This is a genomic window from Aurantimicrobium minutum (assembly GCF_029894165.1).
In the GTDB taxonomy this organism is placed as follows: Bacteria; Actinomycetota; Actinomycetes; order Actinomycetales; family Microbacteriaceae; genus Aurantimicrobium; species Aurantimicrobium minutum_A.
The window spans coordinates 1,422,363-1,436,004 of sequence record NZ_JARXXU010000001.1; the positions used below are offsets into that span (position 1 = coordinate 1,422,363).

Annotated in this window: 14 protein-coding genes; 6 read left to right on the forward strand and 8 right to left on the reverse strand. The window is 55.6% G+C overall.

All coding sequences use genetic code 11. The features are described from left to right. Nucleotides 1-81: 81 nt before the first annotated feature. Nucleotides 82-984 carry a hypothetical protein gene (locus M2119_RS07130; RefSeq protein ID WP_280804242.1) on the forward strand — a complete coding sequence of 301 codons (903 nt, stop codon included), beginning with the start codon at nucleotides 82-84 and terminating at the stop codon, nucleotides 982-984. A 70-nt stretch (nucleotides 985-1,054) separates the two neighbouring features. Here the strand turns inward: M2119_RS07130 and M2119_RS07135 are convergent, their stop codons facing one another. The 7 genes from M2119_RS07135 to thyX form a co-directional block, all read right to left on the reverse strand. After that, nucleotides 1,055-1,885, reverse strand: coding sequence for a carbohydrate ABC transporter permease (locus M2119_RS07135; RefSeq protein ID WP_280804243.1), 831 nt, complete (start codon nucleotides 1,883-1,885; stop codon nucleotides 1,055-1,057). Continuing rightward, the gene (locus tag M2119_RS07140; RefSeq protein WP_280804244.1) at nucleotides 1,882-2,760 is read right to left on the reverse strand and encodes a carbohydrate ABC transporter permease; all 879 of its coding nucleotides are present in this window, start codon (nucleotides 2,758-2,760) and stop codon (nucleotides 1,882-1,884) included. The genes M2119_RS07135 and M2119_RS07140 overlap by 4 nt, the downstream gene beginning before the upstream one ends. Before the next feature lie 97 nt (nucleotides 2,761-2,857). Then, a complete protein-coding gene (locus tag M2119_RS07145) occupies nucleotides 2,858-4,186 on the reverse strand; it encodes an ABC transporter substrate-binding protein (protein WP_280804245.1) in 1,329 nt (442 codons plus the stop codon). 255 nt (nucleotides 4,187-4,441) lie between these two features. Beyond that, a complete protein-coding gene (locus M2119_RS07150) occupies nucleotides 4,442-5,491 on the reverse strand; it encodes a LacI family DNA-binding transcriptional regulator (protein WP_280804246.1) in 1,050 nt (349 codons plus the stop codon). Nucleotides 5,492-5,544: 53 nt separating this feature from the next. Then, the gene (locus M2119_RS07155) at nucleotides 5,545-7,221 is read right to left on the reverse strand and encodes a ribonuclease J (protein WP_280804247.1); all 1,677 of its coding nucleotides are present in this window, start codon (nucleotides 7,219-7,221) and stop codon (nucleotides 5,545-5,547) included. A 70-nt stretch (nucleotides 7,222-7,291) separates the two neighbouring features. Further along, nucleotides 7,292-8,269, reverse strand: a complete 978-nt coding sequence (gene dapA / locus M2119_RS07160; RefSeq protein WP_280804248.1) for a 4-hydroxy-tetrahydrodipicolinate synthase — start codon at nucleotides 8,267-8,269, stop codon at nucleotides 7,292-7,294. Nucleotides 8,270-8,294: 25 nt separating this feature from the next. Next, nucleotides 8,295-9,032 (reverse strand): FAD-dependent thymidylate synthase, encoded by a 738-nt coding sequence (thyX, locus tag M2119_RS07165; RefSeq protein ID WP_280804249.1) that lies wholly within the window; start codon nucleotides 9,030-9,032, stop codon nucleotides 8,295-8,297. A 76-nt stretch (nucleotides 9,033-9,108) separates the two neighbouring features. Between thyX and M2119_RS07170 the strand changes: the two genes are divergently transcribed. The 5 genes from M2119_RS07170 to M2119_RS07190 are packed head-to-tail and all read left to right on the forward strand — an operon-like array spanning nucleotide 9,109 to nucleotide 12,760. Next, a complete protein-coding gene (locus tag M2119_RS07170) occupies nucleotides 9,109-9,558 on the forward strand; it encodes a TlpA family protein disulfide reductase (protein WP_280804250.1) in 450 nt (149 codons plus the stop codon). Further along, a complete protein-coding gene (locus M2119_RS07175) occupies nucleotides 9,548-10,084 on the forward strand; it encodes a DUF4395 domain-containing protein (protein WP_280804251.1) in 537 nt (178 codons plus the stop codon). The genes M2119_RS07170 and M2119_RS07175 overlap by 11 nt, the downstream gene beginning before the upstream one ends. A 49-nt stretch (nucleotides 10,085-10,133) precedes the next feature. After that, nucleotides 10,134-11,054 (forward strand): TIGR01777 family oxidoreductase, encoded by a 921-nt coding sequence (locus M2119_RS07180; RefSeq protein WP_280804252.1) that lies wholly within the window; start codon nucleotides 10,134-10,136, stop codon nucleotides 11,052-11,054. 9 nt (nucleotides 11,055-11,063) lie between these two features. Continuing rightward, nucleotides 11,064-11,558 (forward strand): cation:proton antiporter regulatory subunit, encoded by a 495-nt coding sequence (locus M2119_RS07185; protein ID WP_280804253.1) that lies wholly within the window; start codon nucleotides 11,064-11,066, stop codon nucleotides 11,556-11,558. A 2-nt stretch (nucleotides 11,559-11,560) separates the two neighbouring features. Further along, nucleotides 11,561-12,760, forward strand: a complete 1,200-nt coding sequence (locus tag M2119_RS07190) for a cation:proton antiporter (protein ID WP_280804254.1) — start codon at nucleotides 11,561-11,563, stop codon at nucleotides 12,758-12,760. Here M2119_RS07190 and M2119_RS07195 read toward each other — a convergent pair. Beyond that, nucleotides 12,723-13,631 (reverse strand): tyrosine recombinase XerC, encoded by a 909-nt coding sequence (locus M2119_RS07195; RefSeq protein WP_280804255.1) that lies wholly within the window; start codon nucleotides 13,629-13,631, stop codon nucleotides 12,723-12,725. The two genes, M2119_RS07190 and M2119_RS07195, sit on opposite strands and share 38 nt — an antisense overlap. Nucleotides 13,632-13,642 lie beyond the last annotated feature (11 nt).

The following is a 13,642-nucleotide window of genomic DNA, read 5'->3' on the forward strand; positions in this document are numbered from 1 at the left end:
ATGGCAGTATGGCCACTTTTGCAACGCACGAGGCCGTGAAAGCTCCAAAGCAGTGAACAACCTCGAGACAAGGAAAATACTGTGCTCTCTCGCGAAAATGAGTGGATCTGGGATTCTTGGTACGTCGTCAACGGTGACGACCTCCATGCGTTCTATCTGATGGCTCCGAAGTCATTGGGTGATCCAGATTTGCGTCACATCAATGCGCGCATCGGTCATTCCATGACCCGCAATGGAACAGACTGGACACACCTTCCTGAAGCCTTCGGACCTTCCGAAGGGGACGCATTCGACAACCAAGCCATCTGGACCGGAAGCATCATCCGCGATGGTGGCGTGTGGCACTTGTTCTATACCGGCATCACCCGCGAAACCAAAGAACGCGTCCAAGCTGTCGGTCATGCCACCTCTCAAGATTTGATGACGTGGACGAGAGTGTCCTCCTCCCCCATCGTGCGTGCCGAGCCTCCGTATGGCACGCTGACCATCGATGGCGTCGAACACTTCCGCGACCCGTGGGTTTTCAACTTTGAGGATCGTTGGCACATGCTGGTTACCGCGAATGAAGGATCCGACTGGGGAACGGTGGCTCATGCCACCTCTGGCGACCTCTCGGAATGGACTCTCCATGCCCCTCTCGTCCAGGACAGCAGACTGCGTCAAATTGAAGTGACAGAAACCATCTTCATTGACGGAAAGTGGATGCTTCTGTTTTGTGCGAGTGGACCCGATATTCAGCGAGAGGGAATCCACAGTGGCTTCGGCACGTATTGCGCGCCCGCTGTCGGTCCGGCGGGTCCGTTCGATCTCGACAAGATTGAATTCTTTGCCCCCGGCATCTATGCCGCACGTGCTGTCGAATTCCAGGGAAAGTGGCTCTTGTTTGGGTTCCTTGACAGCGGTGAGCCTGGTGGCTTCCAAGGCGTGATTGGAGACCCGCGTGAGCTTCGACTCACGTCCGGTGGAACTCTCGAACTGATCTAGGTATTACACCGAGGACTTCGGCTTAACGTCAATGGCCACCAGAGTGCTGGTGGCCATTGACGTAGGGGATTTACTTGACTGCTCCCGCAGAGATACCGGAGATGATCTTGCGCTGCATGATGAAGTAAAAGATCAGAATCGGAATGATGGACAGCAACAGGCCAGCCATCGCTAGGCCGTAGTCAGAGGTGTACTTGCCGTAGAAAACGAACGTTTTCAAAGGCAGGGTTTTCTGATCAGTTTCGATGAGTACGACGGAGGGCAACAGGAAGTCGTTCCAAATCCACAGTGCGTTGATGATGGCCACCGTTGCGGTGACTGGACCCAGCATGGGGAAAATGATCTTGCGGAAGGTCTTGAAAGGTGATGCCCCATCAATTGCAGCTGCTTCATCCAACTCGTAGGGGATATTGGAGATAAAGCCGTGATACAGGAATGTCGATAATGCCACGCCAAAGCCGACATAGAAGAAAGCAATGGTGAATTGGTTACCGGGCATGTTCAAGCCGCGTTCACCGAAGAGTCCCACAAAAGGAATCATGAGTGCCTGGAAGGGCACAATCATGGAGGCAACCAGGACAAGGAAGGTCACGGTGGAGAACTTTGATTTCGACCGGGCCAGGTAATACGCCAGCATCGACGAGGTAATGATGATTGCCACCACACTAATCACGGTGATGATGAGCGAGTTACCGAGAGCCTGCCAGTAGTCCATCTTCTTGATGGCATTGGTGAAGTTTTCCCACATGAACTCTTGCGGGAGAGCAAGCGGTTCATTTCTGACCGACCGCTTGTCCTTGACCGAGTTGATCAGAACGAGAAGGAAGGGGAAAGCATAAAAGACTGCGAGGACGCAGGCGACCAGGAAAAAGAAGAGATTTATCCGCTTTGCACGCTTCATCGCTGGACCTCCATTCGCTTCGAAATGATGACTTGTGTAAGGGCGGCGATAGCAATCACGATAAACATGAGCACAGCTTGGGATTGTCCAGCCGCGAAGTTGCCATAGCCAAAGGCTTCCCTAAACACATGCAAGGAAATGAGTTCTGTCGTTCGATAGGGATTACCACCGGTCAACGCCAGGTTGAGGTCATAAGCCATAAATGCGTTACGCATGGTGAGGAAGAGCGAGATGGTGAAGGCCTGTGCCATCAAGGGCAGCTTGATATAGAACAACGTCTGTGAGTTGTTTGCGCCATCAATAAAGGCAGCTTCTAGAACGTCACGCTCAATACCCATCAAAGCGGTGACGTAAATAATCATCATGTAACCGGACATCTGCCACACGGTCACGATCACCATCGCCCAGAACGCGGTCGATGTATCGAGTAGCCAGTTCTCTTGGAAGATCGGAATACCCGTGGTTTCAGCAATGACCGGGAGTGCTTGACCGAACAAGAACTGCCAGATCAAACCAAGGATCACACCACCGATGAGGTTCGGAACAAAGAAAGTGGTTCGAAGAAAATTGACGCCACGAAGAGGAATAGTGACGAGAAGAGCAAGACCAAAGGCGACGATGTTGACCAGAATCAACGAGGCTGCAACATAGGCGAGGGTCAGCAGGAGAGAGGACCAGAATGCCTGGTCTTGCATGGAAGATATGTAGTTATCGAGGCCGACGAATTTGGTGACATCGAATCCGTTCCAGTCGGTAAAACTGAAGAACACTCCTCTGGAGAAGGGAACTACCAGAACCAGAACAAAGATTGACAGCGGAATCAGTGCGAACACCAAGAAGCGCTTGATCTCTTGATTACGGAGTCTCATCGTCATTGACCTTAACTGTTGTGTCGAGTTGCCCGGGGCTTTCGCCCCGGGCAACTCGGATTACCACTGTAATTTCAGGAGTTACCTGAACTCAAGAAGCAGATTACTGCTTCCAGGCGGCCTCGAGCTCAGCAGCAAACTGAGCACGGTCGATCACGCCGTCGTAGTACTTCTGTGCGGCAGCACCGTATGCTTCCTGCAGACCCGAGGGGTATGCACTGTTGACCCACTGGAGGGTCTTGCCGTCAGCGATGTACTTCGCAATTTCCTGAGCCATGTAGGTGGTGGGCTGAACCGAGAATCCGCTGTACACAGGGATGAAGTTCATGCCGCCATCTTCAACGGGACCAGCCCAGTAGCCCTGACCCTCAGGAGTGGTGAGGAACCAGGTCAGGAGCTTGACTGCAGCTTCCTGCTGTGCAGGGGTGGACTGCTCGGTGTCGATCATGACGTAGAAAGGAACACCAACCGAGATGGAGTCGTTGCCGTATGCGCCAGCAGTGTCGCTGGTGGGGACGGGCATGATTCCGAATTCACCATCAGGAGTGGTGGTGAGGAGGTTGGGCTCTGCCCAGTTACCCATGAACCAGAATGCAGATTCACCGGTTGCGAGGTTCTCAACGCCGAGGTCATAGTCGGTGTCTGCGATAGTCGCGGTATCGATGGTGTTTGCCTTCATCAGGTCAAAGGTGTCGAGCCAGTTGTTGAATACTGGGTCAGAAGCCAGACCGTAGGTGCCTGCCTTGAGCTGGTCGAGGATAGCCATGCGGCCATCTGCGTTCTCGGCTGCGTTGGTGTGGTAGATGTTGGTGAAGTGTGCACCGAGTGACCACCAGAGACCAGAGAAGTGCATGGGGGAAACGCCCGTTGCTGCAACTGCGTCAAATGCCTTCTGGAGATCGCTGCGGGTCTTGATGTTTGCAGGGTCTACACCAGCCTTGTCGAGTACTGCCTTGTTGTAGAGCAGACCGAAAGCTTCAGCAGTAACAGGAATACCGACCTGCTTGCCGTCGATGTTTGCAACGTCAAGGGTACCCTCGGCTGCAAGCTCAGCAAGTGGCTGGCCGGACCAGTCCATCACCTTGTCTGCCATGTCAGGAAGTTCCTGCAGCGCAGTCATGATGGTGGGAGCGTCACCAGCTTCGTACATAGGGGTAACGGTCTGGAGGAAAGGCTGGTCCTGAGGAGCCTCAATCAGAGTAACGCTGGTGCAATCGGTGTTGGTTGCGTTGTAGTCCTCGATTGCTGCGGTGAACTGGTCCTGAATCTCAACCTTGATGGTTCCGAGCCAGCTGATCTCCGTAACTTCCTTACAGTCAGCAAGGTTGGCCTGGGATGAACCAGATGCACAACCGGTGAACAGCACCGAAGCTGCAAGGGCGGTGAGGGCCACGCCAGCAACGACTGCTTTCTTACGGCGAATAACTGCCATAGTCATTTCCTTTCAATTGTGGAAGAGCTTGTATTTTCAGCGAGGTATCCGCTTCGATACGTGCTTTTCTTCCTTGATGTGATTGGCGGCCATGGTGGCCACGCAACTTCTGTGATGCTTAGGGTTTTCAACGCGCGTCGTCGACGCGCGTCGATACAGAGAAATCTATCTAAAGTTCAGAAAGATTGTCTACCCCAAAAACCGTGTTTTTAGTTTTCGTAACCTAATCGTGATTCTAGGCAGGCCGCGAAGTCCTTACTTCTGCCCCAGAGGGGCAAGTCCGGTGCTTCCCCGATCCACGAATTGTGGCTGGGTGAGATATTGCAGAACAGACTTTTTATCCCCATTGAGTCGGGCAACCAAATACTGAGCTGCCATACGACCGAGCTCACGTCCGTCTACTCCGATAGTTGTCTGTGCAGGCACCGTCATATTTTCAGCCTCATCGGAGATACCGAAACTCAGCATCGACAGATCCTCAGGGATGTTGATACCCCGGGCACCGGCCACTTCAAGGGCCCCGATGAGTGCTGGTTCATTGAACCCAATGAGTGCAGTGATGTCAGGCTGTTCTGCAGTGAGCTCTTCAAAAGCTTCGCGGCCAGCACGAATAGTTGCTTTCGCGTGCTTGATAGTGATGGTGATCCCCAAGCGCTTCGCGAGATCCAGCAATGGCTTCTCGGTTCGCACACCTGGACCATAGCCAGCTTCCAAGAGATCGCTGCTCATGGATATCACACCGATGTTGGTGTGACCAAGATCGAGCAAATGGTGCAAGGCCATGGGACCCCATTGAGAGAAGTCCGCATCCACAAAAGTGAGGTCCTGAGAATCATCTGTTCGGCCAATCAAGCAGAACGGGGTGCCACTGTCTCGGAGAACCTCCACTCGGGGATCCTGAGCTCGGACCTCCATGAGAAGTACTCCCTCAACGAGTCCCTGGGCCACAATCTTGCGCAAGGAGGCAACGTCCTCCACGGCGTTTGGCCAGAGCAGAAGTTGATAGCCGTCTTCAGCTGCTGCGGCGGTAGCTGCTTCAACGTATTCAAAGTCTGTTTCATCGAAGCCGCGCTCCCCAACCGGGAACAGCAACGCCAGCAAACCAGACTTCTTACTCGCCAATGCCTGGGCCATCGCATTGGGCACATAGCCCAAGGTCTTCATGGCTTCTTCAATACGCTCACGCGTTTCATCGCTGATGGGGCGCACGCCGGTGAGGGCGTAGCTCACCGTACTTTCGGAGACGCCGGCCATCTTGGCCACGTCCGCACGGGTTGCCTGCTTGGGCTTCTTTGTCGAACTCACTCCCTAAGAGTAAAGGACAATGTCGACACGCGTCGACTACTTATTCGATGAATTTACGCTTCAATCACGAGAGGGATAATCATCGGGCGGCGGCGGTAGCTCTTCGAGACCCACTGTCCCACCGTACGACGAATGACCTGCTGCAAGGAGTGCGTATCCCGAACGCCATTGTGAGCAGCCTCTTGCAGGCCCTTCGCAATGGCGGGTTTGATCTCATCAAACACGGCATCATCTTCCGCGAAACCCTTGGCGTGAATCTCGGGGCCGACAATAATCTTGCCGGTCGCAGGATCAACCACGACGATGATTGAGATGAAGCCCTCTTCCGCGAGGATGCGGCGGTCTTTGAGGTCGTTGTCCGTGATTTCACCGACACTCGATCCATCGACATACACATAGCCAATGTCGAGTTGACCCACAACGCGTGCAATGCCGTCCTTGAGGTCAATCACGGTGCCGTCTTCACCCAAAATGGTGCGATGTGCATCGACACCTGAGTCAATAGCAAGGTTCGCGTTTGCTACCAGGTGACGGTATTCCCCGTGCACCGGGAAGACGTTCTTAGGCTGCAAGATGTTGTAGCAATACAGCAACTCCCCTGCCGCAGCGTGACCAGAGACGTGCACCTTGGCATTGCCCTTGTGAACCACCTTGGCACCCAGTTTGGTCAGGCCATCAATCACGCGATACACAGCGTTCTCGTTACCGGGAATCAAGCTAGAGGCCAGAATGACCGTATCGCCGGGTCCCACTTCGATCTGGTGCTCTAGATTCGCCATGCGAGCTAACACGGCCATGGGTTCACCCTGTGATCCTGTGGACATGTAGACCAGACGGTCATCGGGAAGATCCGCCGCCTTCTTGGCGTCAATAATGACACCTTCAGGAACATCTAGATAGCCCAACTCTGAGGCGATACCCATGTTGCGCACCATCGATCGCCCCATCAATACAACGTGACGGTTGTTTGCTACTGCGGCGTCAATCACCTGCTGTACACGGTGCACGTGAGAGGAAAAGCTTGCCACAATTACGCGACGCTTGGAGCGGTGAATGACACTTTCGAGAACAGGGCCAATTTCACGCTCGAGCGGAGTGAATCCAGGAACGTCCGCATTCGTAGAGTCAGGCAGGAAAAGGTCAACTCCTTCTTCACCGAGGCGCGCGAATGCGCGCAGATCGGTGAGACGGCCGTCCAGTGGGAGCTGATCCATTTTGAAGTCACCGGTGTGCAGTACCACGCCAGCTTCTGAACGGATAGCGACAGCCAAAGCATCCGGGATGGAGTGATTGACCGCGACGAACTCGAGCTCGTAAGGGCCGAACTGTTCCTTATCGCCCTCTTTCACCTGCAGTGTGTAGGGCTGCATGCGGTGTTCTTTGAGTTTTGCTTCAATGAGAGCAAGCGTCAGTCCAGACCCCACAAGAGGAATGTCTTGCTTGAGACGAAGTAGATACGGAACGGCACCGATGTGGTCCTCGTGGCCGTGGGTGAGCACGATCGCGAGAACGTCATCCATCCGATCGCGAATGTAACTGAAGTCGGGCAGAATCAGGTCCACACCAGGCTGGGTCTCTTCAGGGAAAAGCACACCACAGTCCACGATGAGCAACTTGCCGTTGAGCTCGTAGACGGTCATGTTGCGACCGATTTCGCCCACCCCTCCGAGGGGGACAACACGCAGCGTTCCGTGTTCGAGTGCGGGTGGGTCAAACAGTTCGTTAGGCATATTCCTCTTACGAGCAGGGGTTCACAAGAACCCTATTCACGCCCGAGCAAATGCACTGGCGAGTGTGGCGCTACCTGGTAGTGCCGGCGATTTTGGGCAATGCTCCGCCAGCGGCGGCATTGCGGTCGGGACGGAAGTTTGAGAAGTCCAGACCTGTAATGGCGCCCACGAGAGAGATCTCGTCCTCGATCTTGGCTGCTTCCCACTCTTCAGGTCCGACGAGGGGCAAACGAACCCGGGGGCTGCTAATGCGGCCCAGTCCGTGCAGTACATACTTCGTGGCAACCGTTCCAGGAACGTGTGTCATGATGGCGCGAACCAGCGGCTCCAGCGCTTGGTGCTCCGCTGTTGCCGCCTGAAGGTCTCCGCGGTTAACAGCATCGACCATGGCGCGATAAGGGGCAGGAGCAATGTTGGCGGTCACCCCGATGAGACCCGAAGCACCAATGGCCATGTGGGGCAAGACATTGGCATCATCACCAGAGAAGTAGAGCAAATCGGTCTGGTTGAGCACACGGCTGACTTCGCTGAAGTCACCCTTGGCATCCTTGATAGCAACAATGTTGGGGTGCTTGGCCAAACGAAGAATAGTTTCGTACTGAATAGGGATTCCTGCACGGCCTGGAATGTCATAGGCAATGAAAGGCAGGTCCGTGGCGTCCGCGATCATGCGGAAGTGCGTCAACACGCCGGCTTGGGTCGGCTTGTTGTAGTAAGGGGTAACGGCCATGATGCCGTCAGCGCCTGCCTTGGCAGACTTCTTCGCTAATTCAATGGCGTGTGCGGTTTCGTTCGAAGGGCCGCCCATGATGATGCGAGCACGATTGCCTGCAACCTGCTTGCCCACCTCGACGAGCTTGACCTTCTCATCGTCGGTCAAAGTGCTAGTTTCACCCGTGGTTCCGGTGACAACAATGCCATCAGCACCGTTGGATACAACGTCGTCAATGAGCTTCTCGACATCGTTCCAGTTCACTTCGCCATCGGCGGTGAACGGAGTTACGAGCGCGACAAGTACTTGTCCGAAGGGGTTTTCGCGTTGAGCCACGACTTAAGGGTATCGCGCTGCAGGATTACGGCGAAACGCGGCCGTGCTCATTGAACGCTGAATAGGTCAGCGGCATGAGTGCAGCCCAGAAATCTTCCATCTTTTCGGCGACCATTTCGATCTCACGCTGAGGGAAGGAGGGGAAGTGTGTGCCTTCACGCTTGGTGCGCAGTGACAGGAAGTTCATCAGCGAGCGAGCGTTCATGGTGACATACATGGAGGAGTAGGTAGCAACGGGAAGAACACCGCGAGCAACCTCACGAGCGATGCCCGCGTCGAGCATGCGTTCGTATTCTTCATATGCGATGGTGACAGCACGCTTGGTAGCTTCCTGGGTCAACGCAGTCTGCTCAGGAGTTCCAGGGACAAAATCGTAAGCTCCGGGCTTACCCACCTGAATGAGGTTACGGTCATCACCGGGGACGTAGAACACGGGGTTGAGTTCACGGTAACGAGCAGACTCTTCGTTGTAGGAGGCAATGCGGTGACGCATGAACTCACGGAAGACAAAGATAGGCGCCTGCACATAAAACGTCATCGAGTTGTGCTCAAAGGGGGATCCATGGCGGTCACGCATGAGGTAGTTGATCAAGCCCTTGTCGCGCTTCTCATCTTCTGCACGGGACTCAGGCGTGTGCATGCTCTCTTCTAGAGTTTGCTCACCCTGGGTCGACACACGCGCTGCAAAAAGCACATCGGAGTCGTGGGCGCTCGAGCGCACCAGTTCGACGGTTACATCTGAACGAAATTGAATCTCAGCCACAAGTAAAACCTTACCCGTCGTCACGATACGTCATACTCGGCGCGACGGGGTTGAACAGAAATAGTCTTATAAAACCATGGACCTTTCTCTCATCCTTCTCCTCATCGGTGGACTCGTCGTCGTTTCCACCGCTGTGGGCTTTCTCGTGAAAGCACTCGAAGGTCGCGTCAAGAAAGAAGACGGACTCACCCGGGTGGACCCTCAGACCCTTGGGGAGAACATCAGCTTTGGTTCCATTGGAACCCTGTTGCAGTTCAGCTCAGAATTTTGTACCAAGTGTCCTGGTACCCGAAAGTTTCTTGCTCAGGTTGCAGAACACCATCCTGGAGTCACGCATGTGGATGTTGATCTGACCCATCGCCAGGATTTGGCTCAACAGTTCAACATTCTGCAAACCCCCACCACTTTCATCCTCGATGACAGCGGCGCCATCGCCGCCCGCATCGGAGGATCCCCTCGTCCCGAAGCAGTTTCCGCTGGTTTGGAAATCGCAATTAAGAGAGAGCACGACAGCTATGTCATCTAAGAAGCCCAACCCCCTCGCAGCACAGCCCGGCACTCAGGGCATTGACCCCCGCGGTCCTCGCTTTGGCGCCACTATTACGCTCATCACACTCACCGTGGAACTGATTTTCCTCCTCGCCAGCCCCGATGCACTCTCCGCCAACAACTCGATTGTGCAAAACTTTGCAACTCCTGCCGGTATTTTGCTGAGCCTGATCGTGATCGTCTTCGCTATTGGTGCCTTCGCGGGGATTGGGAAGCACCCCTATGGCGCCATCTTCAAGGCGCTCATTCGCCCCCGCCTGTCTGCACCCGAAGAACTCGAAGACCCCAAGCCACCTACCTTCGCTCAGTTGATTGGTTTCATCATCACACTGGTCGGCCTCGTCCTTGCCCTCCTCGGTGTTACCACCGGTGCTGTCATTGCCGTGGCCTTTGCCTTCGTCGCAGCATTCTTGAACTCGGTATTTGGGTACTGCTTGGGTTGCCAAATCTATGTCCTGCTCGTACGCGCAGGTATCGTGGGACGTGGAGGCGCGTCCGCCTAGTTCGACACTTTTTTCGAGCCACGGCCGCTTCCTGTCTAAGGAGGTAGTCGTGGCTCGTTCGTTACACGTGCTCATTGCAGGCGGCAGCGGCATGATTGGCACCGCTCTCACCACGGAATTGCGCGCCCAGGGCCACACTGTTCGCTATCTCGCTCGAGCTGGGAGCCCTCTGATTGATAACACGTGGTGTTTCGCTTGGCGACCCGGTGTGACCGAGGTCAATCTTGATGAGCTCGAAGAGGCAACGGGAGCACCTTTTGACGCAGTAATTAACCTGGCTGGTTCAACCATCAGCAAAATGCCGTGGACAAAGAAAACCAAACATGTGATCCTCAGTTCTCGCCTGAACGCCACGGCCACTCTCGTGGACGCCATCAATCAGGCCTGCCATAAGCCCGAGGTTCTTCTCAACGGCTCTGCAGTTGGGTTCTACGGCGATCGTGGCTCCGAGGTACTGACAGAGTCTTCACCCCGTGGGTCAGGTTTCTTGGCCGACGTCGTTGCCTCGTGGGAGCATGCTACCGAACACCTGGATCCACAGGTCCGCCTGGTCTTCGCGCGCACAGGGCTTGTGCTGGGCTCCCAAGGAGCCCTCGGTCCGTTACGCCTATTGACCAGATTCTTCGTCGCAGGACCTCTTGCCGGCGGCAAAGACTGGTGGCCGTGGATTAGCCTCCGGGATGAAGCTCGTGCACTTGTCTTCTTACTAGATAACAAGATTTCGGGACCCGTGAACCTGGTCGGGCCACAGCCTGCCACCTCTGGCATGGTGATGAAAGCTGTGGCGAAGGCTATGAAGCGCCCCTTCTGGCTTCCAGCTCCCGGCTTCGCCATCAAGATCCTGCTGGGCCAGGCCGGAAAAGAACTCCTGCTTTCCAGCCAAAAGATTTCACCTGACGTTCTGTTAACTTCTGGTTTCACTTTCCTCGATGCGGACGTCACGGAGGGAGTGCACTCCGCTCTGCGCTAGGTTGGAGGTATGGGTGTACGCATCGAAAAAATTGACCTACCTGGCATGGGGGTTCGTCACGACGTTGTGACTGCTGCCGGCCAGCACATTGGTGTCCTGAGCTATCGCAATGGAACCCGTGAAGTGGCTCTCTACGACCCGGAAGATCCCGATGCCAGCTTGGCATCTGTGGCATTGACCGCCGCCGAAGCCGCCGCCTTCTCAGACCTGCTCGGTCACGCCGCACTGCTCAGCCAGCTTTCTGGCCTGGGCGGTGGCACGATCGGCCTCTTTACCGAACAACTCGTTCTCCCGGCAGACTCTCGCTATCTCGACCGTCCCCTCGGAGATACGGAAGCACGCACGAAGACGGGCACGTCTATCGTCGCCATCCTGCGCGGCAAAGAAGTGATTCCCTCCCCCACTCCCTCCGAGATTCTCCGCATGGACGACCTCATCGTTGCAGTGGGAACACGTGAAGGACTGGACAAGCTCGACAAACTCTTGGCACACAGTCAGGTCTAGCCATGCATGACGAGACCTGGATGCTGATTGAGGTGGGAGCCTTGCTCCTGGGCCTCAGTTTGCTCGGGCGCCTCGCCATCAAGTTTGGCCAGTCTCCTATTCCGCTCTATATGACCGCAGGTCTGGTCTTTGGTGCGGGGGGACTTCTTCCTCTCCAGGCCAGTACAGACTTCTTGAGTTCAGGTGCTGAACTGGGCGTAGTGCTGTTGTTGGTCATGCTCGGTTTGGAATATTCTCCTTCCGAGCTCGTGGGAAACCTCAAATCTTCCGCCAGAGCCGGGGTGTGGGATGCCCTCCTCAACGCCATTCCTGGTGCATTGTTTGCCCTCGTGATGGGATGGGGCCCGATCGCAGCCCTCGTAATGGCAGGCGTAACCTGGGTGTCTTCCTCGGGGGTCATTGCCAAAGTACTGCGGGACCTTGGCCGACTCGGTAACCGCGAGACTCCGATAGTTCTCTCGGTGCTGGTTCTCGAGGACCTCGCCATGGCCTTCTATCTTCCTATCCTCTCCGCGGTGGTTGTGGGTGCAAGTCTGTTGCAGGGTGCCATCACGGTAGCAATCGCGGTGGGCTCGGTCTCCATCGTGTTGTTCTTGGCCGTCCGTCACGGTAAGAAACTCTCGCGCATCTTCCATTCAGAGCAGCCGGAGACTCTGCTCATGGGTGTACTAGGCCTCACCATGTTGATTGCCGGCCTGGCCTCAGAGGTTCAAGTGTCCGCCGCTGTGGGGGCATTCCTGGTGGGTATCGCGCTCTCGGGACAGGTCGCCCACAATGCCGAGAAACTTCTCGCTCCATTGCGTGACCTCTTTGCCGCCATCTTCTTTGTCTTCTTCGGGTTGACCACCAACCCTGCCGATATCCCCGAAGTGTTGTTGCCTGCACTCGCGTTGGCTGCCGTCACGATGTCCACCAAGGTTCTCACGGGCTACTTGGCCGCCAAGCGGGCAGGCATTGGGCGTCCAGGTCGATGGCGTACGGGGTTGGCCCTGATGCCCCGTGGAGAGTTCACGGTCATCATTGCTGGCCTTGCGGTCACCGCAGGTGTTCAGCCCCTTATTGCGCCCTTGGCGGCCACCTACATGCTCATTACAGTCATCTCTGGCCCCATTCTGGCCCGCGTGACAGATACCACGTGGTTCAAGGCCAAGATGAAGGCCGCTGCTAAGCGCGAGGGTGCGCTTGCTGGTAGCTCGACGTAAGTCGCTCCATCGAGACGTGGGTGTAGATCTGCGTCGTCCCCATGCTGGCGTGGCCCAGCATCTCCTGCACAATCCGCAGGTCAGCACCACCATCCAGCAAATGTGTAGCTGCAGTATGACGGAGCGCATGCGGACCCGCTGGTCCAGAACCACCTAAGGGTTCCAACAAGGACGCCACCAATCCATAGACGGCACGGGTGCTGAGCTTTCCACCCCTGGCACCGACAAAGAAATTCTGTGTCGGCACTTTCTTCGCCACCAACAGAGGTCGGGCCTGAGTGAGATAGTCCGTCAACGCGGACGCGGCTGGAGCCCCAAAAGGAACAATCCGTTCTTTCGACCCTTTACCCATCACCCGAACCGTGAGGCGATCGAGGTCGAGATCTCCTAATGCCAAACCAACAAGTTCAGACACGCGTAAACCGGAGGCATAGAGCAATTCAATAATTGCCTGATCACGCAGTGCACCTGGGCCCCCTTCGGATGCGCGCTCAGAAAGGCCCGCAAAGATGCCTTCCAGCTGGGGCACGGTGATGACCCGAGGTAAGGATTGTTCCGCCTTGGGTGACTTTAATCGAGCACCGGGATCGCTCTCCAGTTGCCCTTGTCTGCGCAGCCAGGACGTGAAACTGCGCACACTTGCTGATCTGCGCGCCAGAGTGGTCTTACTGAGACCTTGCTGTGCTGATTCATAGAGCCAGTCCCGCAAGAAATCGAGATTAAGTTCCTGCACCGTTTTCAGATTTCGGCGCTCGGCGTACTCGGCCACCGCGGAAAGATCAGACGAGTAGGCCTTGACGGTGTGCTGGGAGTATCCCCGCTCAGCACTGAGATAGGCCATGAAGCCATCACGAGCTGAGTCGAAGTCCATAACTCAAGGAT

Excerpts from the sequence above, each read along its gene's own strand:
- M2119_RS07135 (WP_280804243.1), bottom strand. The coding sequence starts at position 1,885 with ATGAAGCGTGCAAAGCGGATAAATCTCTTCTTTTTCCTGGTCGCCTGC.
- M2119_RS07140 (WP_280804244.1), bottom strand. The coding sequence starts at position 2,760 with ATGACGATGAGACTCCGTAATCAAGAGATCAAGCGCTTCTTGGTGTTC.
- M2119_RS07145 (WP_280804245.1), bottom strand. The coding sequence starts at position 4,186 with ATGGCAGTTATTCGCCGTAAGAAAGCAGTCGTTGCTGGCGTGGCCCTC.
- M2119_RS07155 (WP_280804247.1), bottom strand. The coding sequence starts at position 7,221 with ATGCCTAACGAACTGTTTGACCCACCCGCACTCGAACACGGAACGCTG.
- M2119_RS07170 (WP_280804250.1), top strand. The coding sequence starts at position 9,109 with ATGGACCTTTCTCTCATCCTTCTCCTCATCGGTGGACTCGTCGTCGTT.
- M2119_RS07175 (WP_280804251.1), top strand. The coding sequence starts at position 9,548 with ATGTCATCTAAGAAGCCCAACCCCCTCGCAGCACAGCCCGGCACTCAG.
- M2119_RS07185 (WP_280804253.1), top strand. The coding sequence starts at position 11,064 with ATGGGTGTACGCATCGAAAAAATTGACCTACCTGGCATGGGGGTTCGT.
- M2119_RS07190 (WP_280804254.1), top strand. The coding sequence starts at position 11,561 with ATGCATGACGAGACCTGGATGCTGATTGAGGTGGGAGCCTTGCTCCTG.
- M2119_RS07195 (WP_280804255.1), bottom strand. The coding sequence starts at position 13,631 with ATGGACTTCGACTCAGCTCGTGATGGCTTCATGGCCTATCTCAGTGCT.